This is a genomic window from Verrucomicrobium sp. BvORR034 (assembly GCF_000739635.1).
Classification (GTDB): Bacteria; Verrucomicrobiota; Verrucomicrobiia; order Verrucomicrobiales; family Verrucomicrobiaceae; genus Verrucomicrobium.
On record NZ_BATQ01000125.1, the window covers coordinates 71,114 to 97,639 of the forward strand.

Genomic DNA, 26,526 nt, shown 5'->3' on the forward strand with positions numbered 1-26,526 from the left:
ATAATGGAGAGATTCACCGTTGAACGGATAGTTGTATTAAAATGAATTTGACCAATGAGGCGGACTGCCAATCGCCACTTATCTCCGTAGTCGATGATGATCCCTCGGTCAGAAACTCCGCCCGGCGGCTCCTCCGGAGCTCCGGCTTGCGGGCAGAGGCCTTCGCTTCGGGTGATGATTTTCTCCATTCTGAATTTGTCGGAAAAACCGACTGCCTGCTGCTTGATGTGTACATGCCCGGAATGAACGGCCTGGAGTTGCAGCGCCGCCTCACGGCGATGGGCTGGCAGATACCGATTGTATTCCTCAGCGCCAAAGCCAGCGAGGACGAGGAACGCCAGGCATTGCAAGGTGGTGCCGTGGCATTTCTACACAAGCCAGCTCGTCAGGAAGCGCTGCTGCAGGCCATCCGGGCTGCGATCACCCCTGGTGCAGCTTGAGCGGCGTGCCGCGCGCCTGGAGGCGATCATTTCCCGCCGCAAGTGCGCGGCTCAGGTTCGCGGAGTCACTGCTACTCTTAGACAACGCAGGACGTTCTCATACCTAGGTATCATTGTGAGGTCCGTCCAATGGGTGTTCCGTTTTCATCTATGAAAACGTCAGGACCCAACGAAGGCTCAGAGTCACTGATCTCAATCGTGGACGATGAGCTGTCTATCCGCAGATCACTGAGCCGGCTGATGAGGTCTGCTGGCTACCAGACAAGAGAGTATGACTCCGCAGAAGCTTTCCTGACCTGGGGTTGGTGGGACGAAGCGGCATGTCTAATCCTCGATGTTCGCTTGCCCGCCATGAGCGGGCTGGAACTCCAACGCTACCTGGCAGATCAACAACCCGGCCGACCGATAGTATTCATCTCCGGAAGGGCGAGCGAAAATGAGGACACCTGGGGAATGATGAAGGGCGCGATCGCTTTTCTAACCAAGCCGTTCAGCGAAGATTCGTTGCTGCAAGCCGTGCGCAAGGCAATTGCGCGTGGACAGACCGGCATCAACAAGACGCTGCCATTCAATACCCCCCCGCTCATAGAGCCTATTCAAAAAGGCGGGGCATTTCCAGGCTCTGGAAGAGGCAGGGGGAGCGAGTGAATCGAGATTCACAACCAGCACAAACCCCGTCCACCAACTAATACCAAAGTATAAGATACGGAGGTATAAGACACCTAGGTATAATTGATGAATGATCGCAAAACAATTAGTTTGCCTCCGTGAAAGAAAACCAACTTACACCTAAAAACATGAAAATAGTCGTCATCGGAGGCAGCGGGCTCATCGGCTCCAAAGTTGTGAAGACTCTTCTTCAGCAAGGTCACGAAGTCGTGGCCGCATCACCCTCGACAGGTGTCAACACCATCACCGGCGAGGGACTGGCCGAAGCGCTCGCGGGCGCGCAGGTCGTCGTGGATGTTGCCAACGCACCGTCATGGGAGGATCAGGCCGTCCTGGAGTTCTTCGAAACCTCGGGGCGCAACCTTCTCGCTGCAGAAGCGGCTGCGGGAGTCAAACATCACGTGGCGCTTTCGGTCGTCGGCACTGAGCGCCTGCTCGCCAGCGGTTATTTCCGCGCAAAGATGGCTCAGGAAAACCTCATCAAAGCCTCACCCGTCCCCTACACCATCGTTCGCGCCACCCAGTTCTTCGAGTTTGTGGGAGGCATTGCCAAAGCTGCTACGGTGGGACAGACCGTGCGCCTTCCAGCAGCGTTGATGCAACCCATCGTCTCTGACGATGTCGCCTGTGCCGTCGCGGATGTCGCCCTTGAAAATCCCCTGGATGGCATGGTTGAGGTGGCCGGTCCCGAGCCCATCCGTCAGGATGCTCTGGTCCGAGAATACCTCGATGCTACCGATGACCCACGAGTCGTCATCACTGATCCCACTGCGCTCTATTGGGGCATCCTGTTGAATGACCGCAGCCTGACTCCGGCAAGCGAAGCACGCCTCGGTCAGACACGTTTCTCGGACTGGCTGGATCAGTCCGGGACGCAAGCTGTCGCACACTGACATCCAGTCGCCCACCACACTTCCCCACCGTTCATGCGCCTGCGCGACGGATCCATCACCCTTTGCGGATGGTGGATGGGAAACACGTCATCAAAGAAAGAAGGAAATCATGAATACCAAATCATCTTCCCAAAATCCACCCACCGGCAGGAAGATCTTTCCGAGCCTCATCATCTCTCTTCTGCTGTCCGCGGTCATTGGCGCGTCAGCAGCAGAGCCTGTCCAGGTCACCGAATTGCTGACGAAGGCTCTCGCCAATGTCCCGGGCAAGGAGGTGACGATGATCACGGTGCACTATGCTCCGGGCGCCGCGGACCCTGTCCATCGCCACAACGCGAGCGCCTTTGTCTACGTGCTCGAAGGCACCATCGAGATGCAGATGAAAGGTGACGAGAAGGTGACGCTCAAGCCCGGGCAGGCCTTCTATGAAGCGCCCGATGGCGTCCATCTTGTCGGACGCAACGCGAGCAACACGGAACACGCAAAGTTCCTGGTCTTCCTCGTCAAAGAAGAGGGCGCACCTGTTCTCGTCCCAGCCTCGCATTGACCCGTCCCAGGCCTCTGCCGCGCGAAAGTTAACACCAAAACAAAACACTCAATGTTCCTATGAAACTACAACAAGATCGCAAATCCCACGAAACCAAATCAAAATCCCCGGTGTCGAAAAACACTACAGCCACGCCTTCCTCCCCCGGCAGACAGAAACCCGAGGAACTGGTACCGTCGCGTTACGCGGTGCGGGTCGGCGAGATCGAGGTTCTTGTAGTCAGCGATGGCGTCCTGCCGCTCCCCACGGCGATGCTGGCGCACAATGCCGTCCCGGCCGAACGGGCGGCCTGGCTGAGCGACATGTTCCTTCCTCCTGACGCGTTCGACTGGGCGTTGAACGTGGTTCTGGTGCGCAGCGGCGCGCAGACGATCCTCATCGATGCCGGGCTGGGTTCGGACCCGGACTTGCACCTCCCGCGGGCCGGGCAGACGGTCAAGCGACTGGAAGCTGCCGGCATCGATCTTTCCTCCGTGACCGATCTGGTGCTCACCCACATGCACATGGACCACATTGGCGGACTGCTCGTTGACGGGGTGAAGGAGCAGCTCCACCCCGATCTGCGAATTCACGTGTCGGCCGCTGAGGTCAAGTTCTGGGAGTCTCCCGATTTCTCGCACACCTCCATGCCGCCGGGGTTTCCGGATGCACTCCGAGCAACCGCAAAGCGGTTCATGAAAGAATATCACAGCCAGCTGCGGACGTTCGAGGAAGAGCATGAGGTCGCGAAGGGCGTGATCGTCCGTCGCACCGGTGGACACACCCCGGGTCACAGCGTGGTTCGCGTGGCCGACGGCGGAGAAGCACTCACGTTCGCTGGCGACGCAGTCTTTGCAGTCGGGTTCGACCAGCCCGACTGGTACAACGGTTTCGAACACGACCCCGAAGAAGCCGCCCACGTCCGCACCCGTCTCCTGCGTGAACTGGCTGCCTCTGGTGATCTGCTGGTGGCCACCCACCTGCCGTTCCCCTCCGTCGGCCGCGTTGCGATCGATGGCGATGCCTTCCGTTGGGTCCCGGTCTTCTGGGACTACTGAACGAATGTTGAGCCAGTACGGAACCAGCCGCCACATCAGACCGGGGTCGCCAAGCCGACCCCGGCAGTGCGCGACATCGAATCGCGCCGAAAATCATTCAAGCCCCAACTCCATCCCCACCACCTACGAAAATGAATGTTATCAATCCAGCCGAGAACCCTAAGGTCGAACACAGCATCCGTAATTTCCTCAAAGCACTCAACTCAGGAGGCGGACCACCCATTGAGACCTTGTCACCTGCCGCAGCACGAAAAGTTCTGGTGGACGCCCAAGCCTCGGTTTCGCTTGATCTGCCGCCTTGCGATATCGAGGAAAAGACCGTCAAGCAGGACGGTTTGACAGTGAACCTCACCATCGTCCGTCCTGCAGGGAGCACTGCCAGGCTTCCGGCTTTCATCTTCGTGCATGGTGGCGGATGGATCCTGGGTGACTTCCCCACCCACGAACGTTTCGTCCGCGATCTGGTGGCTGACAGCGGCTGCGTAGCGGTATTTGTGAACTACACCCCTTCACCCGAAGCGCAGTTCCCGACGGCCATCCATGAGATCCACGCCGCCGCCAAGTGGGTCGCCGCACACGGCGCGGAGATCAACGTGGATGGCAGCCGCCTGGCCATTGCGGGCAACAGCGTCGGGGGTAACATGACCGCGGCCGTCGCCCTCATGGCGCAGCACAAAGACGGCCCGGCATTCAAATGCCAGGTGATTTTGTGGCCCGTCACCGACTCCAATTTCGACACGGAGTCTTACCTCGAGTACGCGGAAGGTTACTTCCTCTCCCGCGCCATGATGAAGTGGTTCTGGGATGCCTACGCGCCCGACCAGGCAACCCGCCGCAACTATCTGTGTGCGCCACTCCAGGCGACGGAGGAGCAATTGAAGGGGCTCCCACCGACCTTGATCCAGGTGGCTGGAAACGATGTCCTGCGGGACGAAGGGCTGGCCTACGCCCGCAAACTCGATGCCGCGGGCGTAAATGTCACCAGCGTGCGGTATGAAAACCTCATTCATGACTACGGCCTGCTCAACGCGATCAGCCAGGTGCCGGCAGTACGGGTCGCCCTGCATCAAGCGGCGGAGATGCTGAAGAAGCACCTGAAGTAATCACCCCGACCTGGGCTCTAGCTCGTCCTTCCTTCCAAAAAACACTATCATGAAATTTCTGAACGGAAAAGTCGCCATCGTCACCGGCGCCTCAAAGGGCATCGGTGCAGGCATCGCAAAAGCATTCGGCACTGAAGGTGCTAGCGTGGTCGTAAACTATGCCTCCAGCAAGGCAGGTGCCGATCATGTGCTCGCTGAACTCGCGGACGCCGGATGCCATGCCATCGCCGTCAAAGCCGATGTCTCCAATCCGAAAGACGTCGAGCATCTGTTCGCAGAAACCAAAGCCACGTTTGGCCGGCTCGACATCCTCGTGAACAACGCTGGGGTCTTCCGCTTTGAACCTTTCGAGGACATCTCGGTGGACGAGTTCCACCGCGAATTCTCCACCAATGTGCTTGGGCCCATCCTGACCATTCAGGAGGCGATCAAACAATTCGGCTTCCATGGCGGACGGGTGATCAATCTGAGCTCACTTGCAGGCAGTCGTTCCCTGCCCAATGGCATCCTGTACTCTGCCACGAAGGCCGCCGTACAAAGCCTTACCCAAGGTCTTTCCTCTAAGCTTGGAGCCCGAGGCATCCGGATCAATGCCATCGCGCCAGGCTACACACGTAGCGAGGGCACAGCGTCCGAGGGACTCATGAGTGAGGAAAGCATCAAGCACTATGCTTCCATCACTCCGCTTGGCCGGTTGGGCGAGCCGGAAGACATCGCCGCGGCCGCCGTTTTCCTTGCCTCCGATGCCGCGGCGTGGATCACCGGCGAGACCATCCGCGTCGGCGGCGGGGCTCGCTAAATCGGAACCCTACGTTCCCATGAAACGCCCCCCGCTGCTTCACCCACCTACGGGGACGATCACCTTCCTGTTCAGCGACATTGAGGGCAGCTCCAAGCTATGGGAACGGCAGCCAACTGCCATGCGCTCAGATCTGGCGCAACATGATCGACTTCTTCGCAATGCGTTCGAGGAGAACGGTGGGTTCATTTTTAAGACCGTCGGCGATGCCTTTTGCGTCGCGTTCGACGCGGCGCAGCATGCGCTACGGGGTGCGAAGCAGGCGCAGCGGGCTCTGCATGCGACACGTTGGGAGTGCGCCAGTGGTATTAAAGTGCGAATGGCTTTGCATACAGGGACCGCGGAGTTGCGCGACGATGACTACTTTGGCCAGGCGCTCAATCGGGTATCGCGCATTCTCGCCTCGGCACATGGCGGACAGGTTCTGCTTTCATTGCCGACAGAGGAACTCGTCAGGGATCACCTGTCAGAAGGATTGCATCTGCGGGCGCTCGGCGAGCATCGACTCCGCGATCTTGCTCGTTCCGAGCATCTCTTTCAACTCACCGCCATCGATCTCCCATCGGATTTCCCACCCCTGCGGTCTCTGGAATGCGCGCCAAACAATTTGCCTTTGCAGCTCACGAGCTTTGTTGGGCGTGAGCACGAGCTTGCTGAAGTCAAACGCCTCCTTGGGTGCACACGCTTGCTCACCCTCACGGGCTCGGGAGGTATCGGCAAGACGCGACTCTCCTTGCAGGCGGCGGCCGAACTTCACGATCAGTTTCCAAATGGCATACGATTTGCGGAATTCGCCGCCATCACTGATTCTGGCATTGTCGTGGATAGCGTCGCCGCTGCACTCGATCTGCGTCGGGAGTCTGAGCAGGCACTTATTGCAACACTTTCCAGGTTCATCTGCAAAAAGTGCCTCCTGCTGATCTTCGATAACTGCGAACACGTCATCACCGCCAGCGCAGATCTGGCTGAGGCCCTTCTGCGCACCTGTCCTCAACTCCACATTTTGGCCACCAGTCGCGAGCCCTTGGGCATCGCGGGCGAAAGGGCATGGCCTCTCCCACCGCTTTCGTTGCCAGATCATCGACACCAAATCCCGTGCGAATCGGCGGTCGTCGAGCAACTGACACAGTTCGAATCGGTCCGGCTTTTCCTCGACCGGGCCACTGCCGTCAGTCCCAGCTTCCTGTTGAGCCCTGACAACCTCCACCTCGTCGCGCAGATCTGCTGTCGACTGGACGGCATCCCGCTGGCCATTGAACTGGCCGCCGCCCGCCTTCGCGTGCTCACAGCCCGGCAGATCGTGGAGAGACTGGACGAGCGTTTTCATTTGCTCACCACAGGCAGCCGCACTGCGGTGCCACGCCAACAGACGCTCCGCGCCCTGATCGACTGGAGCCATGACCTGCTCAGCGAGCCAGAGCGCACACTCTTCCGCCGCCTCGCTGCCTTCGCGCAAGGACGCACCCTCGAAGCGATCGAGGCGGTGTGCGCTGGGGACGATTTGCAGCGTTCACAGATCATGGATCTGCTTGCCCGTCTGGTGGACAAATCGCTCGTCCAGGTGGAGAAGCCATCCCAGCGCGATGCGCGGTATTTCATGCTCGAATCGATCTGGGGGTACGCCAGCGAAAAGCTGGCCGAAGCAGGCGAGCACGACCACTTTCGACGGCGGCACCTCGACTACTTTGCCGGAGTCTGTGACAACGCAGCCCCCCATCTCCTTGGACCGAAACAATGGGAATACCTGGAGCGCATGGCGTTCGAGGAGACAAACCTCCGTTACGCGGTGGAGACCAGCCTCAATCTGCCCGGTGAAGCAGCAAAAGGACTGCGCCTCTGGACCTCCATCGAGCGCTACATCGAAGTGCGAGGCCACTTCAGGGAAGGTCGTGCACAGTTGGACAAGCTACTGGCCCATCCTGAAAACGCTGCACGTGATAGTATCCGCGCCTACGGCCTCGCCGCGGCCGGGCGCCTCGCCTGGGTCGCTGACGACATGCCCGAGGCACACACTCGTCATAGTGAAGCACTCACTATTTTCCGCGAACTGGGCGACCTGCGAGGAGTTGCCCAGGCCTTGGCCGATCTCGCTTTCCTCGCCCTGGACACTCAGGATCTTCCTTGCGCGGCCATCCTGCTCGATGAGGCCGTCTCCCTGGCCGACCAGGTGGCGGACGCCCGTCTCACCGCCCACGTTCAGCATGTTCGCGCAGTCCTCTGTGCGGTCGAGGGGAACTTTGTGCAAGCCCTCGCGCTGGAAGTTGAGAGCCTCGCCATCTACCTCGATCTCGATGATGCCTGGCAGTGGACGATATTGGCATGGGGCGTTGGCGTGAATGCGATGGTCTTGGGCCAGCACGCCATGTCCCGCGAGCACCTGGCGCAAAGCCTGAGCGGTGGACTCGTGGTGGGAAATAGATGGGGAATGACCTACCAGCTGGATGCGTTCGCGACCCTTGCCATCGCAGAGCGTGACTTCGAGCGCGCAGCACGACTCTTCGGCGCAAGTGAAACTCAGCGCACTCGCCTCGGTCTTGTTCCCCACGCGCCAGAACACCCCGCCTTGAAAGCCGTGATGACCGCCGCCCCAGATTTAACCGGATCAAACATCGAAGCCGCCCGCTGCGAAGGTCTCGACCTCGGCTTCGATGCCGCAGTCGCTCTGGCGCTGCACAGTGACTCCTTCACCCCAACCAACCCAAAATGATTGCAACTCCCATCGCAGGAAGAGCCAGTCCACTGATGGCCAACCGACCACAAAGTGAAGAGGCCATCCTGAGGGCCACGGCCAATGCCAGCGTAAAGGCAGGCCCCATCGAATTGCTTCGCGAGCCCTATCCCGGCGACCCAACCCGTGAGATCGTCCTGTTGCTGGCGACCTTCTCCCCGGGTGATTCGACCCCTCCGCATCGTCATCCCGGTGTGTTGGTGGGATATGTGCTTGCGGGTGAGCTGGAGTTCCAGCTCGAAGGTCAACCGCTTCAGCATCTGGCCGCAGGAGATCGTTTCTTCGAACCGCCACACTCCACACATGTTGTTTCCATTAATCCCTGTCCCACCACTGCTCAAGTGCTCGCATTTATTGTCCGGAACGTGGGAGCACCCAACATGATCCCTTTGCCTGCCTCTACCCCAAGTGCGCAGAAAGCCGCAGCGCCAGAGCCACCAGAGTCCTCACCGGATTCGCCGCCGAACTAAAGGGCATGACAGACATGTCACACACATACATTCCCGATGTCCCGACCACTCGGAGGTCCTGGTCCACCACTGAGATCGGCTCAAAGGAACGATCATAGGTCCAGCGGAATGGCATCCGCAGCGTCCCCACAGCATGATGCACAGTCCCTCTGCCAAAGCCTTTGCCATTCTGACCGTACCACTGCTCATTCTCCGGTCTCGCGGCTTGGCCATGGATCTGAAACTGGGAGAAGATCTGATAGGTCACTTCATTGAGCACGGAGAAGATCTCCGTCGGACTCTTCTGCCAGCCCGCCAGGGCAGGAAAACGGGATCCAGCCAGATGGTCCGCCCAATTCAAATTGCGGAACGCAATTTCCGGCACGTATTGGAACGGCGGTGCCGGCTTGATCTCGTTGCCACCGTAGATGCAGTTACCGAAGCTGAACTTGATGTCCACTCGCGAGGCCCCACCTCCCCCCATTGGCTCCTCGGCACCAGGGTCATTCTCCCTCAGATGCCAGTACTCGTGATTCACGTTCATCTCCACGTTGAAGGGGTATCGTGTCTGATTGTTCCCGTCCCTGCGCCCGCGTGAGTAGAAGATGATCTTGGCATGGGAGTCCCGCGGAATGGGCACATTCCCGATGTTGGTCACGAAAGTGTTCACCTCAGCGGTGGTGGGGTGGTCCGTCAGGCCATTGCCCACCAGTGGTTTCACCGTGGCAGGGAGAGTCCCATACAGACTGGACCGCCGCAACAATTTGGGACTTTCGATGGAGCCCCCGGCAAGTATCACCACGGCGGCTTGAAAAATCCTTGCCTGGCCGCTCAACGTGTCACGCGCCACCACCTGATAAGCGTTCGCTCCAAGAGCCTGAACATCCTCGACATAGTGATTGAGCAGCAGATGAAGCCCGGGGCCGTTGGGGTTGTTCATGCCCGGCGTGAGTCCGAGCTGATTGATGACCAGTTCGGCCGTGTTGAACACGCCGGTGGGTTCTGTGAAAAACTGATCCTTCGGCACTCCGTCGCGCGAGAGATACGGTTGGTGTAGGGCACGGGGAGTTTCTTGTATCGAGAAATCCTGCGCCAACGGACTCTGGCGAAGTCTGGAAACGATCGCCTGTGCCGTGGCGCCGAGGGTGGCAGACTCGTTCATCTTCTCGCCCGCCTTGTTCAGCAAGCCACCGGTGAGATCTGAACGAACAGCGTCAGGGAAGAACTCCAGTTCCCAGCCCTGCACAGTGGGGATCAGTCCCGACCAAAAGATGGAACGTCCGCCGAAGTTGAGCTGCGGTTGCTCGTGAATGTAGTTTGGGCTATTCTCGTTTCCCTGCTGCCAAAAGGTCTTGCAGGCAAAGTGCCGGGCCACCGCCGAGTTGGGGAATCGGCAGACGTTGTAAACATGAGTCGGGTAGAGATAGGAGCCCGCTTCCAGCACCAGGATGCGCTTGGTCGTGCCCAGACGCTCGGCGAGGTCATCGGCCAGCACACCTCCCCCCATTCCCGATCCAATGATGATGATATCGAAATCCGTCCGGCTCCCCCAATACTGGGGAAACAATCGTGACTGTCCCACGCTGGGTGCGGCCACAAAGTTCTGATAGGTCTCAGGTGTGAAAGCCATACGTCGGTTCCCATCTGGAGCAAAAAGCGGGCAAACCGCGCCAGCATATTCAATAGCGATATGGAAATAAATCCTCTCCTCTGGCCACCATCCTCACTCGCTCCCAGGAAAGCAACACCGCCCCATCTCAGGAGGCGGCAAGGCCTCGCTGCGACTTCCCCCGCTTTTTCCGCTTGCAGCCAGAAACTCCCGTAGCAGAGTACGAGTCGTGCTGGGGGTAGGTGTCAGGCTGCCAAAGCCGAACTCACACCATTCAGTCTGCTTGGGGATATAGCTCAGTTGGTAGAGCGTCTCGTTCGCAATGAGAAGGTCAGGGGTTCGAATCCCCTTATCTCCACCAAGTTACGTAGATTTTGACCACTTGGCATGACCACTTCCGACGAAATGTCGGGAGACTTCGCCCGGCAAAAGCTTCGTCAGGACGCCAACGCAGAGTGGCAGGTCTGGTGGAAGCAACTCAGTTCGGCAGAGCGCAACAAGCTCATTGCGCAGGGTATTACCGGCCCTGCGTCCGACACCCACAAAGTTTCTGGCCACTCCCCCCATGAAGAGGGAGATGCGGCCGAGCACCCTCGTGCCGCAGAGTCATTCGACTTCACCAAGCTCGATGACCAGCAGGCCAATCTCACCGACGAGTTGGTGACTCGCTTTAACCTGCCTGCCACCTTGGCGGCCGAGCTTGCCCGATGGCATGCAGAAGGCCTCAAACAGGCCGCCACCGCCGCCAATGCAAACTACATTGCGCGGATAGCCGGGCCGTTGATCAACGAGCCCAACCCCAAGGTCAGCATCGCCGGCCTGGCCTTCGCCTGCAACATGGGCGCCCTCAATGGACTCGGAAGCCTACGGGAATTTGCCAAAGAGATCGGCGTCTCGCCAGAGGCCGTGAGCAAGAAGAAACGCTTTTGGGAGCGGGAGCTCCACCTGCCACGCGGCCCTCATTCAAAGAGTGCCGCCGCGTGCGCAGCCCTCTCCGTCGCCCAACGGACCAAACACTGGAGAAAGAAAAAGGCATCAGCACCATCATCATGAATAGCAACACCGACCCCAACCCTGCCGCCACCCCGTCCACAACGAACGAGGCCCCTCCCCGCAAACATCGCAAACAGCGGAGACTGGTCAAGACCGTCCTGGGAGGCACCCAGAACGCCGGCAAAGTCGGCCGCCTGGGATCCCAGCTTTACATCACAGGCCAAGACGGACGCCTTCAGCGGTGCACTATGAATGAGGGCGGAGGAGTCACCCTCCTTGCGCGCCCCCACCTCAACAAGAAGCAGAGAGTCAAGGCCGCTCGCGAGGCCCGCCAGGCTGCTACCGCCGCAATCCTCCGTGATGGAAAGGAGGGTGTTGCTCCGTGAACCCGAAGTTGCTCCCTCTGATTGATCGACTCCAGCAGAGGCCTCTCCCCGAAGTGGACTTTGCTCCCGAGCTCATTGCGGCTGGGCTGGATGCTGGCGTCATCAAGCGCATCCCCAACGGGAAATGCATCGGCCTCACTGGTACCGGTCTTGAGCAGGCCCTCGCCCTTCGCCAAAGCGGTGAGCTGCTCTTTGGCGTGGACATCACTCCTGCAGGGGTGCGCATCACGAAGGATCTCAGCCGGGACCAGTGCGCCTTCCTCCTGCAGCGCCTCCGCATGATCAATCAAATGTATCATGCCGCGTTGGCAGACGTGATTTCCTACACCGTCACTACCCATGGCGAAGCTTTCGCAAAGGAATGCCTCAGCCAGCTCGAGTTTGACTTCATGGAGGTATCGAAGGCTGAAGCGATTGCCAAGGTCCCGATCCTTCTGCGTGAGCACTACCGTCTCACTGCCGACCTTTCCTACATCTTGGGGCAGAAGTTCCCGGACAGCCATGCCGAGCAAGAGAAGTGGGCGAAACTCGCCCGCAAACACTCTCTATCGGCGTTGGCTCTGAAGCGCTCCATCGATGCGGGCCAGATCATGACCGAGGAGGGGATAAAAGAACAAAGCGGTCGCGGCAGCGGCATCGTTGTGATCAACGGCCTCATCACCACGACCTTCAAGCGCTGGCACACCCAGGTGGGCGGTACGGACAAGATTCTCCAGTGGGAGCCAGAAACGAGACAGGCGTTTCTCGAAGAAGTCGAGCCTCTGCTCGAGCTCGCAGCCCGCGTCAAAGCCAGCCTCGGTGCCGCATGACCACAGATCGCGAAAAAGGCCATTACGGCCGCGGTGGCCTTCCTGAGGCCACCGTGGACGCCATGTATGCAGACTACCTCCGCGTTCGCTCTCTGGCGAAGGTGGGGGCGATCTGGGGGCGCAGCCGTCAGTCAATGCACGAACTGCTCGCAAGTCGCAGACAAACGCTCAAGCGGAAGATGCACATCCCAGTAGTCTATGGGGGGCAGAGCTACACCCCAGGCAAGAACGGCTATCTCCGCCGCACCTGCAGGAAGGGGCATGGGGAACATCTTCTGCAGCGTGTGGTATGGATGGACCACCATGGCCCGATTCCCCATGGCTGGAATGTCGTATTCAAAGACGGAGACAAGCGGAACTGCAGCATAGACAACCTTGAATGCCTCCCTGTAGCCGTAGCGAGCGGCCGCAACAGCACAGGAGAAAACCAGCACACTCGCAATGCTCAATTGAAATTGATCACGCTGGTAGATCCATGGATCGTCAGGCAGGCAAACATCTACGCCCAGCGCTTTCACGCCGATCCCAAAGAGCTCATTCAGATAGGGACTTTGGAAGCAATGCGACTAACCAAGACATGGTCGCCTACCGGCGGGGCATCCTTCTTCACCTACAGCTGTCGCGCCATCACCCGCTCCATCCGCATCTATGCCACAAAGCAAGCGTCTCCAGTAACGTTTCCATCTCGGAAGTCACATCTGGCAAGGATCGTCTACTTGGACGCACCCGTCGGCGATGGTCCCGACGCTGAAACCCTGCTCGACGTTGCGTTCGGCACTAACGAGAACATCACTCACTCGATAGAGACCAAAGAGCTCTTCGAGGCTGTAGAGAAGCTGCTTCCCCAGCTCCCCGAACGCCAACGGCTGGTGCTTCAAAAACGCTTTTTCGACCAGGCCACTTATCGCGAGATCGGTATGCAGTTCAATCTGAGCCACGAGCGGGTTCGCCAGATCGAACAAGGGGCACTCTCCCATTTGCGCAGGCACCTTACTCAAATCGCGGCATGACTCCCAAAAAAATCCCTGGGTCTGGGCCATCACCACCTCCCCCGTCAACTACTAGAACCATGACCACCCCCACCATCTCTGATCTCGCAAACATTTCCCACAGGCTCCCACAAGCGGAGCCTGGTGGCAGGATGCTGATTTGGATCCCCCGGGAGACCGACCACCGCTTTTACTATTCCCCCACGCGCTCCTGGAGAGACACTCAAAACGATGAACCGACGCCGGTCCATGTCGAAGCAGCAAACTATGTGGAAGGCGACAAAGTGCGTGCCCGATGGATCTACCACGGACCTGTGGCCATGGAGCAAGACTACACAAGTTGCGTGACCCTCACAGTGCCCGCTCGATCGGCGCACCACTTGGCCAACCTCATCCAATTCAGTATCGATCAAGGCTACACTCCTGACCTCCTTGTAGCTGAGCTTGCCCATATTCAGAAGACGCTTCAGGGTCAACAAACCAGACAATCTTCATCCGAAAAGCCTTTCAAATACGGCCCCGACGCCACCCGCGCAGAGCATCTGGAATGGTGTAAACATCGGGCTCTGCAGTACTGCGACACTGGCGATTTGAATCAAGCGCTGGCGAGCTTGGCTTCAGACCTAAAGTCACACCCCATGACGGCCAACCATGCCGGAGCTCAGTTGGGCCTCATACTGCTCATGAAGGGCCAAATCTCCACACCAGAGGCCATGCAGGACTTCATCAACGACTGCAAATAGCCCTTCCTATGCTTTCTGAGCTTGAAATTCAGGAGATCAAAGCCCGGCACCCTCTGAAAGAGTTCCTCGAACTCCGGGGGCTGGAATTCAGCAAGCCCTCCCAGGGGGCCTTCGCGTGCACCTGTCCCTTCCATGAGGAAAAGACAGCGTCCTTCCGTGTCTATCCGGACCACCATTTCTACTGCTACGGATGCGGGAAGGTGGGTGATATCTTCACCATTCTCAAGGAACTCGATGGCCTGGAGTTCAAGGATGCAGTGGACCGGCTCAACAGCGCCTCTCCCCTTACGTCAGCTATCCGCAAGGCCACGGCACCCGCAAAGCCCGACGCGGTTTCTCTTCCCCTGCCAGAGTCCCGTCTCGCTCGATGGAATGCTTCTTGTGAGAGCCTCGCTGCAGACCGGCGCCAGATCGACCGCATCGCATCCTGGAGGGGCCTCAGTCCAGAGATTGTGCTCAACGCCGCAAAAGCCCATCTGATGGGTCTCTGGGAGTACTGGGGAGCGATCCGCGAGGCATTTCTTATCAATGCCCCAGGCCACTGTACGCGCCCTGCAGCAGAGGGAGTGCCACCGACCTACGAGCCGGTTCCCATCAGCATCCACGTGCGGCTTGCGCCTGGTTCCAACGGCAATCAAGACGGGACCAAAGCCACCTGGCACTATGACCCCAAGAGCACCCAGGACACCCCCGTGCGGTCATGGCCCTTTGTCTGGGGCAATCTCAACGGCGCCAGATGGCTCTTTGTGCTGGAAGGCCAGTGGGACGCGCTGGCACTCGCAGATGCCTGTGCCTGGAGCACTCCGGAGAGCATGCCTCCGGGCTGCGTCATTGTGGGACTGCGTGGCAGTACTGGCAGCAGCCGTTTCCTCAAAGACTACCCCCTCGACAGGCAGGCCTCTGCCATCTGCATCGGAGACAACGACCGCGCCGGCAACGCCTGGCACGATGAAGGCGGCTTCCTCGACCAGCTCCGTGAAAAAGTAGCCAGGGTCATCTGTTTCCAGCCTCAGTCGGGCCCCCACAAGGACCTCAACGATCTATACAAAGCAGGCCTGTTCAGTGGACCTGAGTTCCTGGAAATGATCCGGGAGAAGCTCAAGGCGGCACCGAAGCGCGCCAAACGCGAGACCTTCCTCAAATGGTGCCGCGCCAATAGCGATCGCGAAGATGCCTTGGGCCGCGCCGCCCGCTTTGTCCTGCGAGACAAGGGCAGGCCGAAAGGCCGCAAGAACGTCCGAAGGTGGCGCCAGCACTGGGAGAAACTCCAAGTCTCGGAGGATCTGTTCAAAGACCTCGAACAAGCCCTCAAAGCCTGGAACGACACCGTGCCCGCCCCGGAGACGATCGCTGAAGAATCCCCCACCGACTCAACCACTACTACCGCAACACCATGACTCCCAGTGAGAATTCCCAACCCATCGCGATGTGCCAGGCCTGCGGCTGCAGGGAGAACGACTGCAGCCAGCGCATCGAGCGCTCCGGCGAGCCCTGCCACTGGGCGGCTCCCGGCCTCTGCTCCGCCTGCCTGCAGCTGGCTCAGCAGGTGACCAAGGACATGCAGCATCACGTCCTCTACGACATGGGGGTCACCCGTGACGTTCCACCGCCTCTGGACGGGTACTCCATCGAGCTCATGATCGGCGCCCAGGGCATCCTCCAACTTCATGCTGAGTGTTCACCGGCTCTCAACGAACTTGGAGAGAACGCCGGCAGAGTCATTCCCATCACGGTCTGCCAGCGCCTGGCAACGGCGCTCTATACCATGACCCACTACGCAGACGTCTTCCCCGACGGGGAGGACCAGAGCCTCATCTGCCGCACCGAAAAGGTGGCACTGATCATCTGCAAGATTCCAGAGGAAAGGAGGATCATCACACTGTGAGCTCCCGCCATCCTGTTGTTGCCCACTACCGCGCATCTCAAGGCACCGATCTGACCTTCACCCTGCCAGCGGGACCAGCTCGTCCCTTTTGGCATCGCACCCTGAACCAGCTCCGCTCCTGGGGATTTGTCGTCACTGAAGATCCAGTGTCCGCCAGATACTATCCCAGCGGTCCAGGGCGTGGCCACTGCTACGGCCGCCGAAAGCACCTTGAGTTTCACGGGGAGTACATCGAACAGACTCCCTCGCAAAACAATGCGATCAATGAATGCCGGTTCACCTTTTTCCAGAATGTGAACTTCGAAAACACCAACGGCGGCCGATACGACTTCGACAAGCGCTCGATGATGCCCTACATGATCGGCCTGGAGTTCGAAAACACCCGTCGGAAGGTCTGTAGGTTTTGGGAAACCACCCTCGGTCTCGTGGACCAGAGCGAGCCTGACTATGCGAAGCTGTCCGGCATCGAAAAGGTGGTCCATTCAGTGAAGACCTCCGGCCACTATCGTGGAGGGGATCCTCTCACCGCCTTCCTTAGCCCACGCCATGCCAAGGATCGAGACGGATCACCCATTACTCCCGGTCAAATCAAGTGCCACTATCATTTTGGCCGCAACGTCATGCAAGGACAGGCCTACCCAGGTCTTAACAACCAAAATGGCATGTGGCTATTCGTGCCTACTGGCAGCAACCAAATGCTGCAGGTGTCGCGCAGCGAACTGTTTGACTGGGCACCCGGCATGCCGCGTCGCGGCACCCGGCGACGCCGGGAAAGACTCGAGCAAGAGCTACAATCGGCCATCAACGACCAGAATTTCGAGCGCGCCATCATCCTGCGAGACCTTCTCAAGGTTGCTTGAGCCCCCCATCTTCCTCACTCCCACATGAGCTCCCACACTCTCATTGAGTGGTGCGACAGCACCATCAATCCCACCAGCGGCTGCGACGGCTGCGAACTTTACCGTCCTGGCATGCAGCACCCTGCCTGCTACGCCCGCCAGATTCACGAGAACCGCCTCGCACACTCCTTTCCAGACAAGTACGCCACCTCATTCAACGAGGTGCGTATGATCCCCGGGCGCATGGCCCAGGCCGCTGCATGGCAGGATCTCCGCGGCAAGGCCCGTCCGGACAAGCCATGGTTCAACGGCTTCCCCCGCATCATTTTCGTGGGCGACCTCGGCGATTTCATAAGCCGTGCGGTCACCGACGACTTCCTGCTTGAGGAGGTTGTAGAGGTCATAAAAAACAAACAGGGCGACCGCCATTTTTGGATGCTGCTGACCAAGCGGCCCGACCGTCTGGCCAGGTTCACCCACAAACACGGCCCTCTGCCGTCAAACGTGATGGCCCTCTGCAGCGTGACCACCCAGGCCACCGCTGAGGCCCGGATCCCGGAGCTCCACAAGGTCCAGTGCTCCTGGAGGGGCATCTCAGCAGAGCCGCTTCGCGGGCCCCTTGACTTGATTTCGACCAGAGGGGGCACGCCCTGGATTGGCGAGAGCGTCGTCGGCAATCGGCTCGACTTGGTCATCACCGGCGGGGAGAGCGGCCGCCAGGCCCGTGCCATCCACCCTGCCCATTTTCGATCGCTGCGCGATCAATGCCAGATGACGGGCACTCCGTTCTTCTTCAAGCAATGGGGAGAATGGGTGGGAGGCAAGTTCGACCGGCGCAAGAGCAAGGCCGTCCTGGACGATGGCGGCATTTTCTGGATCAACCCCGGCCACCCCCCGCTCGAGCGCTGGGACGACACTACTACAGGGGCCTACTGGAAGCCCTGCTCAGCCCGCGTGGGCAAGAAGAGGCCGCCGGGGGAGGACCTCGCTGGCAAGCCCCGCTTTTACAACAACCGTCTCCTTGACGGCCGTGAGTGGAATGAGTTTCCGGACATTGCCGGCAACCCCATTCAAAAGTCTCCGCCCCACCCCCAAGCCGCGGAATCCACCCTTGCAGCAGGCCATGACACATAGCCAACATCGTGAGCGGACTCGTGGAAACAGTTGCTGGCCCCTCGGCCAGCCAGGGGAAGAAGAAGAAGCGGGGCGTCCTCGTCCGTGTCATGCTGCCTGGGGACAACGCCAAGATCCTGGACACAGCCCAGGAGACGGCCGCCGCCCTGCAGGGCAAGCATGTATTCTTCCGGCGCGGCGAGGCCGTCGTCTTCCCCTCGCCCACCGGCGAGCCGAAGATGCTGCCCATGACCGACATCGTATTCCGGTCAGAGATCGAAAAGTACGTGTCGTACTTCAAGCCAAGGCGCAACGACGACGACGAGTACTTCGAGGTGGACCGCAGCCTCAACAAGTCCGATGCCGAGACCATCTTGAGCGCACCGGAGTTCTGGAAGGACCTTCCGGAGATCAAGCGCGTCCATCCCTGCCCGCTGCCGGTGCTTCGTCCCGACGGCAACGTCGTCATCCTCCAACCGGGGTATGATGAACCAACTGGGATTTACACATTCACCGAGCATTGAGGAACTCTTCAATTCTCGCTGGCTTGCCAAGCGCTTCATTTACCAGACCGTGCATCTGCACGGTCCACCTCCAAAAGTGATCGCGTGATTCCAGACACGGCGGATGCTCCTGCAGGAGCATCCGCCATTTGACCTGGCATCCACACCCCTGGCTGGGCAGCCGCTGGCCAAAGCATTCCAACCAACGCACCGCCCGCGTTTTGTCCCACTCCGTTGGGGCCGTCGGGTATCTGCACGCGTATTCGTGGAGCTCCCTCCACATTACCCGGCCAATTCTGGCAAGCGATTCAGCACTCATTACTACAGGGGCTCACAGGTATAGGAAGTAACAGCCAACGACCAATAGACAGCTGCCATGTTATCTGCCGGTCCGGATGAGGGCGGCCACTCCAGCGAGATTTCGGGAGCAACAGGCAAGGCAATGAACTGGTCAATGTCCTCGCCGGCCGTCCAGGAGTACTCTTCATCCCCTTCAGACATGATCACCTCACTGTCGAACTCCTCAGTTGCCCGCGTGATTACCCAGTGCCACCGGACATACCCGCTATTGCCAATGACCCTCCACGCATACCCGGGGCTTACCACCGCTTCCGCCTTGGCCACATCGCTATCGTGGCCATAGAACACCTGAGCGCTGAAAACACCAGAGACGGTCCAGCCCTCCATGGCTGCAGCAGCAACCTCAGCGTTACTTTGGGCATTGTCCCTCACGGTACCGCCCGGTAATACGGCGGAGGGGTTGCTGTAGTTTACAACACCCGGTGCCAGTGGAGGATCGATCTCCTCGGTCGTTGGAGTCGCGCACGCGTTGTCAGTAGGATCAGTCCAGATCGTGCGGGTGTCCAACTCCTCACGTTGCAGGTAGTAGGCGTTGGTCTCCGGATCGTAAGCACCGCAGATTGCGCGCTCAAACTCGCCACCTCCCATCTTTCCTCCCACTGTCACAAAACACGTGAGCAGCGCCGGAGGGCAGCAGTGCCGGCATCCGAGTGTCATTGGCAGAGACTCAAAATCTTTGACAATCATCTTATGCAGGGCCGATTTTCACCTCGGCCGTACCCGTCCCGCTGCCGTCGTCACAGATCTTCCACTCAAGGCTGGTCCTGCGCACACTGCCGGATGAGACCCCGTTGATGATGGTTGCAAGGCGGACGTAGGCCTCACCTGCCCCTGGTGATGGCTCTCCGTCAGCGTAGGAGTCAATGGCGGCGCTGACCAGAGCGCCACCGGTCACGACCGTTTCATCATCGTTCTTCACCAGGGTAAACGTTGCCTTGAGGTGGATATGATACGTGCCTGTCGCCGACACCGTCAGCGATGGCCCAGCAGAGATGGGCACGCCGCCGATCGTCGGGACCAGCGCGCCGAAGTTGGCATCTTGAACCGTGACAGCCATGGTGCCGCTGGCAGGCTCGACCGTCACTTTGTACGGGTGTTCCGCTGCTGCAGCTCCAGCTACACGTCGGGCGCTTCTCACACGGATCCGGACGCTATTGCCGCTGCGCCCGATGAACACTCCCGGGCCGCCTCTCACACTGTCCGATGTGATCGAGCTCCTCGCTGCCGACTCGATGGCCGACATCCTGTCTTCGGAGAAGAAGTCCTCGACGGGATCGCCCGCAGTAAGAGGCTCCAGGTTGGGGTACAAGCGGCTCATGACTATCCGTAGATGGTTGGGTTCCAGCCGCCGCGGCCACTCAGCCGCCATTCTCTTACAATGTCATAGACCACCCGTTGGGTGGTCTGGGGCACCCCTGCCACGAATCGACTACCTCGCTGGTCCATCTGATATCCCACGTAGAGCCAGTTCCTGTTCCCGAAGCCTGGCGCAGGGCCCGGCAACGCGGTGAAGATCTTCCCGACCTGGTTGACGTCGTTCGAAGGAAGGTTCCTGCTGACAAATCGCTCGCGATAGCTGATCGCGGTGACGTCCAGGAAGGCCTCGATGCCAGCAAAGGGGTTGGCGGCAAAGGAACTGGGGCCGGTGGCCACCATGGTCCCGAATCCTGCAAAGGTGCCTACCAAGTCATTGGTGGTGAGATTGCCAGAGGCATCCACGAACATTGCACCATGCAGCGGTGAACTCGGTCTGCCTCCGATCTGGGACACGAAATCCGGATGCACCTCGATGGGCTGCTCCTCGACCCCCATCACCAGGCTGTACACCGGCTGGTCCAGATCTTCGTCGGAAGCTCCGCAATATCTGCATTCCGCTCGAATCCCGTTGGGGATGTAGACCAGCTCCCGGGTCTCCATCTTGACGAAGGAACTGAACGGGTGATTGGCTCCAATGCGCGGCAACTGTGCGATCAGGCTTGAGGCGTTGGCCAAGGGCCCCTGGATCTCAAAGTGAGCCTCCCCATCGGTCAGGCCCTGCCGCTTCTGCCGGAGACGACACGTCTCCGGCAGAATTCTCACCTGTGCGCTTCCATAGCCCCTGATCATGCCCCTCTGGCAGCGTCAACCTCACATTTTGACGGCGGCCCGCTTGCCGGCACTCCGGACGTTCATTTCATGCTGGGCCTGCATGTACTTGATCATCTTGTCCAGTCGGCCAAACAAGTCTCTCGGCGCATGGGATCCCGCCCCATACACAGCACCGCCACCGCCGATCCGCTGCAGCGTGCTGACTCTCTGGCGGAGATCGGGCTTGTTTTCATAGTCGGCATCGCCCGCCTGCTCTTGACGGCGCTTTCTGCGAGCATCCCGCTCCTCACGCTTGGCTTGTTTGGCAGCCTCCTTCTCATCCACGCCCATTTCCTTCAGTTCCTGCTCACGCTCTTTGCGGATCTGCTTGTCACGCACCCTGGCGGCAGATTCCTCATTGCCTCCCATCTCACGGCGTCGAGCCTTATTCTCACTCTTGAGCCCCTCTTTGACGAGGTCACGGCGCTTTTTGGCCTGGTCCATTTCGATCTGCCGCTGTTGTTGCTCCTGGGCATCGCTCTGCTTTACCTTCGCCACCGCCTGATCCCGGGTGATCCCTTCACGCTCCATCCGCTCCACGACCCGGGCTTCGAAGGTGGCGGCTTTCTCCGTCTGGATCGCCGCCTCACGCAGCGCTGCCGCATGGTCAGCATAGCCGCGGATCTCCGCCTGCATGGCTCGAGTGCGCAGGTCCTCTGCCCGCTGCCGGCCACTGGATTCATTCTGGGCAAAGCCCTCCTCACGGCCTTCGTCGGCCTGACCGCGCTGCCTCCCACGTGCGCGGGACTGCAGTTCTTTATCGGCCTCGGCCTGGGCCTGGGCAGGGCTCATGCCCTGGTCACGGTACCGGCGCTCCATCAGCGGCCGCTCTACCTCGTCTTCCTTGCGGGCCGCTGCCTCATCGATAGCCCGGGCACCGGCATGGTTACCCAGGCGGCGTTGATCCGCGGCATCTTCCCGCATCCGGGCGGCTTCTACGGCGGCCTCGCTTTGCGCCCGCTGGCGGGCCTGGTCGCGTTTGAACGCCTCCTCCGCGGCATCCACCCCTTTACGCTGCCTCTCCTCCTCAGCACGCGCCTGGCTGCGCGTCGCATCAGCGGCCGCCCTGGCGTTCTTTTCGGCCCAATCGGCCTCCCCACCGCGGCCGGCCTTGCGCAGCGCTGCAGCACGGCTCCGCCCTTCAGCTTCGATGATCTCGGCCTTTTTGTCAGCCTCCTGCACCTCGAGAGCCAGGCGTTCGCGGGAGAGATCCAGTCGCTTCAGTTCGGCCTCATAGGCATTGTCGGTCGCGGCCGCGATCTGCTCGGCCACCTGCAGCTCCATGGCCCTTCGCGAGCGCCAGACCTCCAGCGCCTGCTGTGCGATTGCCCGGTCCTGGGCAGCCAGCCGCGCGATCTTCTCCTGTTCAGACGCCAGGGATTTTATTTCCGCGAGCCTCTGCTTCAGAGTGGCAGACTGGCCAGCACCTTCAGGTCCTACCACCACACCAGACTGGTCAGCAATTCGTTTAAGCGAAGCCTGATCATTTTCGGACTTCTTGAGAGTGTCCTCAGCTGAACTTAGCTCTTCCGGATTGGCATCGCCATTGCTCACCAACTCGTTGAGACGCTGTCTGGCGGCAGCAGCATTCTGCACCGCCGATTGATACGCATCATAGAGCGCCAGCTTCTGCTGCAGAATGGCCAATTCGTTGTCGCTATCCAGGGCAATCCGCAGACTTTGCCCCACTTCTTGAGCTGCCTCCTCTGCTTTCTCGATCCCCAACCTCAACGCCTCGATGGCAGTCTGCGCTTCTTCGAACTTCTGAGCATCCCCGACCTGGACGGAGCTCTGAATCCCACCAAGACCGTGAGCTCCGATATTCACCATCTGCGGCCGGAGCTGCTCAGCTCGTGCCTGCAGGCTGGCCATTTCGCCCCGCATTTCCGCAAGCTTTTCCGCCGCTCTCACTGCCGCATCGCCGCCAGCAGCCTGGGCATCCTGCACCTGCGTGAGCCCGTCAAAGAGTCGCTTCGCTACCGCAGCCTGGGCGGCCATCTCTTCGCGTTGCGCTTGCAAATCGCGCAGTTTCGACTCATTCCCCATCAATTCCTGCTGGGTATTGCGCCGGCTTTCGGCTGTCTCACGTGCATCCGTGCGTTGGCCGGTCTGGCGTTCGTAGTACTCCTCGGGCCTCCGTAGGTTGGCGCGATGGAGCTTTTCCAGTTCCATCTGCTGGACCTTCAAGCCTGCGATGCGCCCTCTAGCCACGCTCTCCATGTCCTTGTCGCCAGCCACCGCAGCACGCGCAGCCTCTTCATGTGCTTTGCCCAGCTCTCGCAACGTATCCGCATACGCTTTGCTGAGGTCCTGCACGGTCTGGATGGCATCGGCCTGCCCCTTGAGACGGGCAAGAATCTCCCCGGTAGCACTGCCGTAGGCATCCACCGCCTTTCGAGCTTGGGACCAAGCGTCATAGACCATCCATCCGACGGTGGCCACCGCTGCGAGCGCCAGCGTCACGGGGTTGGCCAACAGCATGCGGCCCATCCACGCTATCTGTGCACCCACAAATTTAAAGGCATTGCCAAGAATCATCAGCGAGGCCGTCAGACCGCCGGCACGGAAGGCACTGGCCACCTTCCCCACGGAGCTGACCAGCGCAGAGAAAGCCTGCTGCATGCTCAGGGCCATGGCAAACCGGAAGGCATCTCCTGCAGCGGTCCCCGCGCCGGCCAGGTCGTTCTTGACCTTGTCCTTCACCGAGGCACCTGCTCCAACAGCATAGCCACCTGCACCCTTCGTCACAGTGTTTGCTCCCAAGGAGGCTCCTTTCAGAGCTCCAAGGCCCCGAAACACCCCTTTGTAGAGGGCGCTACCCAGGATTGCGGCACTCACGGCCAATACGGTGGTGCCGATTCCTTTCAGAGCCGTCTCCATGCCGGGCACCTTGGTGGCAGTTTCCATGAACTTGGCCTGCATCTTGTCCTGCACCCCCATGACCTTGCCCAGCAGGCGGCCGTAGTAGTCCGTCACCGGCGTCAGTCGCTCCACCGCCTTGGTCATGCTGTCGATCGCCTGCTTTTCGCCCTGCAGGAAACCTTCACCGAACCCAGCAGACATGGTATCGGTCGCATCTTCATATGTGCTCTGCAGACCTTCGAGAGTCTTGCTAATGTTGTCCATTGCCCCTCGGGAGCGTTTCAGATCAGACTCAAACAGCCTCCACATGTCTGTGAAACTGGCGCCGCTGGCCTGCATGGCTTCCAATGCGTTCCGAGTCTGGCCGGAAACCACCCCCAGTTCCTGGAGCTGCTGGAGCACTTCACCAATCGGCCGCCCGCTCGAAAGGCCATCATAAACCCGTCCCACCAAGCCCGCCATCTGGGCAAACTGCGTGCCGGCTACGGCCGCGGCATCACCCGCCAAGGTCAGACCGTCTTTGGTGCTCAACGCCCCCTTGGTAAGTGTCTGCAGAGCTTTGTCTCCGCCACTCACATCTTTGAACCCAAACGGAGTGAAGTCGGCGAATGACCGTAGCTCCCGCGCTCTCTCGCGCGCCGACTGCATGCCTTTTAACAAGGTGCGAAACTGGTTCACCACCGTCTCCATCCCCCCCGCTCCCTGGGTACCCATCTTGGCCAGTCCAACGGTGAGTTCCTTAACAGACTTGAGCGCGGCATATGCTGCTCCAGCAAAGAGACCGAGCGGGCCCAGCAGCTTGATGGTGATGGCGGTGCCGATGCCGCTCATCACGGCCTCCATCTTGGATCCACCGCTGGCGACGGTCGCAAGGGCGTCGATCATGCCAAACTGCCAGGCGCTGACACTGGCCCGGACTTTGTTGACCGCCGTGTTCGCCGACGCGAGCTGCCGCTGGGCGGCGATGGCCTGCGTTGCAGCTGCAAGCCGTGGGTCATTGCTGGTGATGTTGATGGCCATCTTGGTCCACCCCGCGTGTCACCAGCCCGCGTCGGCTATTCCCTGCCCAATGCTTCACGCAGGAGCCTCACAGCACGCGGCCGGCCTTCCTCACGCTCACGCTGCCGTTTCTCCTTCTCGCGCTGCTCCTGCATCGCCCGCATCGCCCGCAGACCTTCCTGGAACTCACGGTCTTCGTCGGTGAGAAACTTCACATCTGCAGTAGCACTGAGGCTGGTGAGGTACATCCAGTCCACCAGGCCCGCAGGCCATTCACTGCCGACGACCTTGGAATCAAATCCCTGGCTGGAGAGGTAAGACAGCACGGTCAAAAGCCCGGGAGTCACCCGCTCCTTGCCAGCCTCCCCACCAGTGGCCATGACGTCAGGCATCGTGCAACAGGCATTCAGATAGGCCTGGAACGCGGCCTCTTCTGCCGGGAGCTTCCTGCTCCACCAGACCGCTCTCAGTGCAAAACTCCACCGGCGCCACCAAGTGGCTTTCTGACGAAGGACCTTGCCCGCTTGGGATCCCGGCACACTACAGAGCCGCACCGCCAGTTCCAGCTGCGCAAAGTCCATGGGCTCCTCAGCCAGCAGCGGATGCCCTGCAAGGCGCAGCAGTTCCCGGTGCCAAAGGGAAAAGGGCACCAAACGGCGCCCTAGACACTTGAACTCGGCAGCCCCCAGCCAGACGGCGAGAGCCTCATCCAGGCCAGACCAGGATTCCACAGCGAATCATCAGTTGAGCGCCGTACCCGTCTGGTCGGTGATCTTCGGGAAGCTCACGCCAGTGGTTTCACCCATCTGGAACTCGTTGTTTTTCACGGTCTGCTTCCCGCCCTTCACGATGTACACCTTACCGCGAAAGACGAACGTGGCAGAGGCATTGCCATCCAACACGTTTTCGAAGAGGATCGCATCCATGATGTACCCTTCCATGGTAAAAGTACGCTTGGCGGAACCACGGGCATAGGCTTCGGTCTCCGCGTAGAGGTTCTTACCTTCAGCCTCGAACTCGGGCTCAGCGTCAATCGTCAGCGACTGGGGCTGGATGCCGATGCTGCTGGCAATGGCCAGCGCTGCAGGATCGTTGAACCCGAACTTGTACGACTGGGAACCATATTGACGGACGGCCATGCAAGCCTCCATCTGTCAACGGTCAGAGTCACCCCACTGGGTGCTGCACGTCGGGTTCGCCCCGTTTCTCCAGCAACTGGCAGCCTACTTTGAGGAACACGATGTCCGCATAGTCCTGGCCGTCGCTCGCTTCGGCTATGTCTTCAATGACCCACCCGTTGAGCACGATGCCGGTTTCATCATCAACCCCAGGTCGGGGAATCTGGTTGAGCGCCTTCTCAACATCGGCCGCCAATTTGCTTTGCAGGCCCTCGTTGGTCGTGCCGGCAGGTGGCTTCTCATCCATGTTGCGCAGGAGGATGATCGCCACCTCCCCATTGTACACGCCGGTGTCGGGGGCTATCTCATCCACTCGGTCCACCTTCACCACACCCACGACGCCGGTGTCTGCAGTACTGCGCCGGCCCGCGACGAACGTGGTACCTGGCACGCGTACAGTGAGCTCGCTCACGAACACTTTTGCCAGCCGCTCTTTGATCTGAAACAGGTCACTCATGGTATTGGG

At 59.9% G+C, this 26,526-nt stretch carries 27 protein-coding genes, 1 tRNA gene and 1 pseudogene; 21 read left to right on the plus strand and 8 right to left on the minus strand.

All coding sequences use genetic code 11. The features are described from left to right. The first annotated feature begins 41 nt into the window (after nt 1-41). The 10 genes and pseudogenes from BV034_RS20705 to BV034_RS20745 all read left to right on the plus strand — a co-directional run bounded on the left by BV034_RS20705 (nt 42) and on the right by BV034_RS20745 (nt 8,686). Complete coding sequence (locus BV034_RS20705; RefSeq protein WP_050028882.1) at nt 42-440, plus strand: response regulator; 399 nt, start codon at nt 42-44, stop codon at nt 438-440. A 150-nt stretch (nt 441-590) separates the two neighbouring features. After that, the gene (locus BV034_RS20710; protein ID WP_050028883.1) at nt 591-1,088 is read left to right on the plus strand and encodes a response regulator; all 498 of its coding nucleotides are present in this window, start codon (nt 591-593) and stop codon (nt 1,086-1,088) included. Nucleotides 1,089-1,237: 149 nt separating this feature from the next. Continuing rightward, complete coding sequence (locus BV034_RS20715; RefSeq protein ID WP_050028884.1) at nt 1,238-2,002, plus strand: SDR family oxidoreductase; 765 nt, start codon at nt 1,238-1,240, stop codon at nt 2,000-2,002. Nucleotides 2,003-2,111: 109 nt separating this feature from the next. After that, nucleotides 2,112-2,549: a cupin domain-containing protein gene (locus BV034_RS20720; protein WP_050028885.1), complete on the plus strand. Its 438-nt coding sequence runs from the start codon at nt 2,112-2,114 to the stop codon at nt 2,547-2,549. A gap of 59 nt (nt 2,550-2,608) precedes the next feature. After that, the gene (locus BV034_RS20725) at nt 2,609-3,586 is read left to right on the plus strand and encodes an MBL fold metallo-hydrolase (protein WP_081887987.1); all 978 of its coding nucleotides are present in this window, start codon (nt 2,609-2,611) and stop codon (nt 3,584-3,586) included. A gap of 131 nt (nt 3,587-3,717) precedes the next feature. Beyond that, nucleotides 3,718-4,689, plus strand: a complete 972-nt coding sequence (locus BV034_RS20730) for an alpha/beta hydrolase (RefSeq protein WP_050028886.1) — start codon at nt 3,718-3,720, stop codon at nt 4,687-4,689. Between the two features lie 49 nt (nt 4,690-4,738). After that, entirely contained in the window at nt 4,739-5,488 is a 750-nt protein-coding gene (locus BV034_RS20735) for a glucose 1-dehydrogenase (protein ID WP_050028887.1), read from the plus strand. A 19-nt stretch (nt 5,489-5,507) separates the two neighbouring features. Beyond that, nucleotides 5,508-6,428, plus strand: a pseudogene (locus tag BV034_RS36865) (adenylate/guanylate cyclase domain-containing protein); the annotation flags it as partial. A gap of 360 nt (nt 6,429-6,788) precedes the next feature. Continuing rightward, complete coding sequence (locus BV034_RS36295) at nt 6,789-8,195, plus strand: hypothetical protein (RefSeq protein ID WP_265593271.1); 1,407 nt, start codon at nt 6,789-6,791, stop codon at nt 8,193-8,195. Between the two features lie 35 nt (nt 8,196-8,230). Beyond that, complete coding sequence (locus tag BV034_RS20745) at nt 8,231-8,686, plus strand: cupin domain-containing protein (protein WP_050028889.1); 456 nt, start codon at nt 8,231-8,233, stop codon at nt 8,684-8,686. On the opposite strand, the gene BV034_RS20750 is transcribed toward BV034_RS20745, so the two are convergent. Beyond that, a complete protein-coding gene (locus tag BV034_RS20750; RefSeq protein ID WP_050028890.1) occupies nt 8,616-10,295 on the minus strand; it encodes a GMC oxidoreductase in 1,680 nt (559 codons plus the stop codon). The two genes, BV034_RS20745 and BV034_RS20750, sit on opposite strands and share 71 nt — an antisense overlap. 264 nt (nt 10,296-10,559) lie before the next feature. Between BV034_RS20750 and BV034_RS20755 the strand changes: the two genes are divergently transcribed. The 11 genes from BV034_RS20755 to BV034_RS20805 all read left to right on the plus strand — a co-directional run bounded on the left by BV034_RS20755 (nt 10,560) and on the right by BV034_RS20805 (nt 18,555). Beyond that, a tRNA-Ala gene (locus BV034_RS20755) sits at nt 10,560-10,635 on the plus strand. A 26-nt stretch (nt 10,636-10,661) separates the two neighbouring features. Further along, a complete protein-coding gene (locus BV034_RS20760; protein ID WP_050028891.1) occupies nt 10,662-11,327 on the plus strand; it encodes a hypothetical protein in 666 nt (221 codons plus the stop codon). Beyond that, nucleotides 11,324-11,653 carry a hypothetical protein gene (locus BV034_RS20765; protein WP_050028892.1) on the plus strand — a complete coding sequence of 110 codons (330 nt, stop codon included), beginning with the start codon at nt 11,324-11,326 and terminating at the stop codon, nt 11,651-11,653. The genes BV034_RS20760 and BV034_RS20765 overlap by 4 nt, the downstream gene beginning before the upstream one ends. After that, the gene (locus tag BV034_RS20770; RefSeq protein ID WP_050028893.1) at nt 11,650-12,462 is read left to right on the plus strand and encodes a hypothetical protein; all 813 of its coding nucleotides are present in this window, start codon (nt 11,650-11,652) and stop codon (nt 12,460-12,462) included. The genes BV034_RS20765 and BV034_RS20770 overlap by 4 nt, the downstream gene beginning before the upstream one ends. A 62-nt stretch (nt 12,463-12,524) precedes the next feature. Further along, on the plus strand, nt 12,525-13,472 hold the full coding sequence (locus BV034_RS20775) for a sigma-70 family RNA polymerase sigma factor (protein WP_050028894.1): 948 nt from the start codon (nt 12,525-12,527) through the stop codon (nt 13,470-13,472). 59 nt (nt 13,473-13,531) lie between these two features. Then, complete coding sequence (locus tag BV034_RS20780) at nt 13,532-14,194, plus strand: hypothetical protein (protein WP_265593258.1); 663 nt, start codon at nt 13,532-13,534, stop codon at nt 14,192-14,194. A gap of 8 nt (nt 14,195-14,202) precedes the next feature. Further along, entirely contained in the window at nt 14,203-15,591 is a 1,389-nt protein-coding gene (locus tag BV034_RS20785) for a CHC2 zinc finger domain-containing protein (RefSeq protein WP_050028896.1), read from the plus strand. Then, a complete protein-coding gene (locus BV034_RS20790; RefSeq protein WP_265593259.1) occupies nt 15,588-16,079 on the plus strand; it encodes a hypothetical protein in 492 nt (163 codons plus the stop codon). Before BV034_RS20785 ends, BV034_RS20790 begins: the two co-directional genes overlap by 4 nt. Beyond that, entirely contained in the window at nt 16,076-16,939 is an 864-nt protein-coding gene (locus tag BV034_RS20795) for a UvrB/UvrC motif-containing protein (protein ID WP_050028898.1), read from the plus strand. The genes BV034_RS20790 and BV034_RS20795 overlap by 4 nt, the downstream gene beginning before the upstream one ends. Before the next feature lie 24 nt (nt 16,940-16,963). Then, the gene (locus tag BV034_RS20800) at nt 16,964-18,052 is read left to right on the plus strand and encodes a DUF5131 family protein (protein WP_050028899.1); all 1,089 of its coding nucleotides are present in this window, start codon (nt 16,964-16,966) and stop codon (nt 18,050-18,052) included. Between the two features lie 20 nt (nt 18,053-18,072). Next, complete coding sequence (locus BV034_RS20805; protein ID WP_265593260.1) at nt 18,073-18,555, plus strand: hypothetical protein; 483 nt, start codon at nt 18,073-18,075, stop codon at nt 18,553-18,555. A gap of 300 nt (nt 18,556-18,855) precedes the next feature. Here the strand turns inward: BV034_RS20805 and BV034_RS20815 are convergent, their stop codons facing one another. Genes BV034_RS20815 through BV034_RS20845 form a run of 7 tightly spaced genes read right to left on the minus strand, consistent with a single transcriptional unit; the run spans nt 18,856 to nt 26,517 of the window. Beyond that, nucleotides 18,856-19,581 (minus strand): hypothetical protein, encoded by a 726-nt coding sequence (locus BV034_RS20815; RefSeq protein WP_050028902.1) that lies wholly within the window; start codon nt 19,579-19,581, stop codon nt 18,856-18,858. 1 nt (nt 19,582) lies between these two features. Next, on the minus strand, nt 19,583-20,212 hold the full coding sequence (locus BV034_RS20820; protein ID WP_050028903.1) for a hypothetical protein: 630 nt from the start codon (nt 20,210-20,212) through the stop codon (nt 19,583-19,585). Between the two features lie 2 nt (nt 20,213-20,214). Then, nucleotides 20,215-20,973, minus strand: a complete 759-nt coding sequence (locus BV034_RS20825; RefSeq protein WP_265593261.1) for a hypothetical protein — start codon at nt 20,971-20,973, stop codon at nt 20,215-20,217. A gap of 48 nt (nt 20,974-21,021) precedes the next feature. Then, the gene (locus tag BV034_RS20830; protein WP_050028905.1) at nt 21,022-24,903 is read right to left on the minus strand and encodes a hypothetical protein; all 3,882 of its coding nucleotides are present in this window, start codon (nt 24,901-24,903) and stop codon (nt 21,022-21,024) included. 35 nt (nt 24,904-24,938) lie between these two features. Further along, a complete protein-coding gene (locus BV034_RS20835; protein ID WP_050028906.1) occupies nt 24,939-25,613 on the minus strand; it encodes a hypothetical protein in 675 nt (224 codons plus the stop codon). A gap of 9 nt (nt 25,614-25,622) precedes the next feature. After that, entirely contained in the window at nt 25,623-26,021 is a 399-nt protein-coding gene (locus tag BV034_RS20840; protein ID WP_265593262.1) for a hypothetical protein, read from the minus strand. Nucleotides 26,022-26,049: 28 nt separating this feature from the next. Then, nucleotides 26,050-26,517 (minus strand): hypothetical protein, encoded by a 468-nt coding sequence (locus BV034_RS20845; protein WP_265593263.1) that lies wholly within the window; start codon nt 26,515-26,517, stop codon nt 26,050-26,052. Nucleotides 26,518-26,526: the final 9 nt, after the last annotated feature.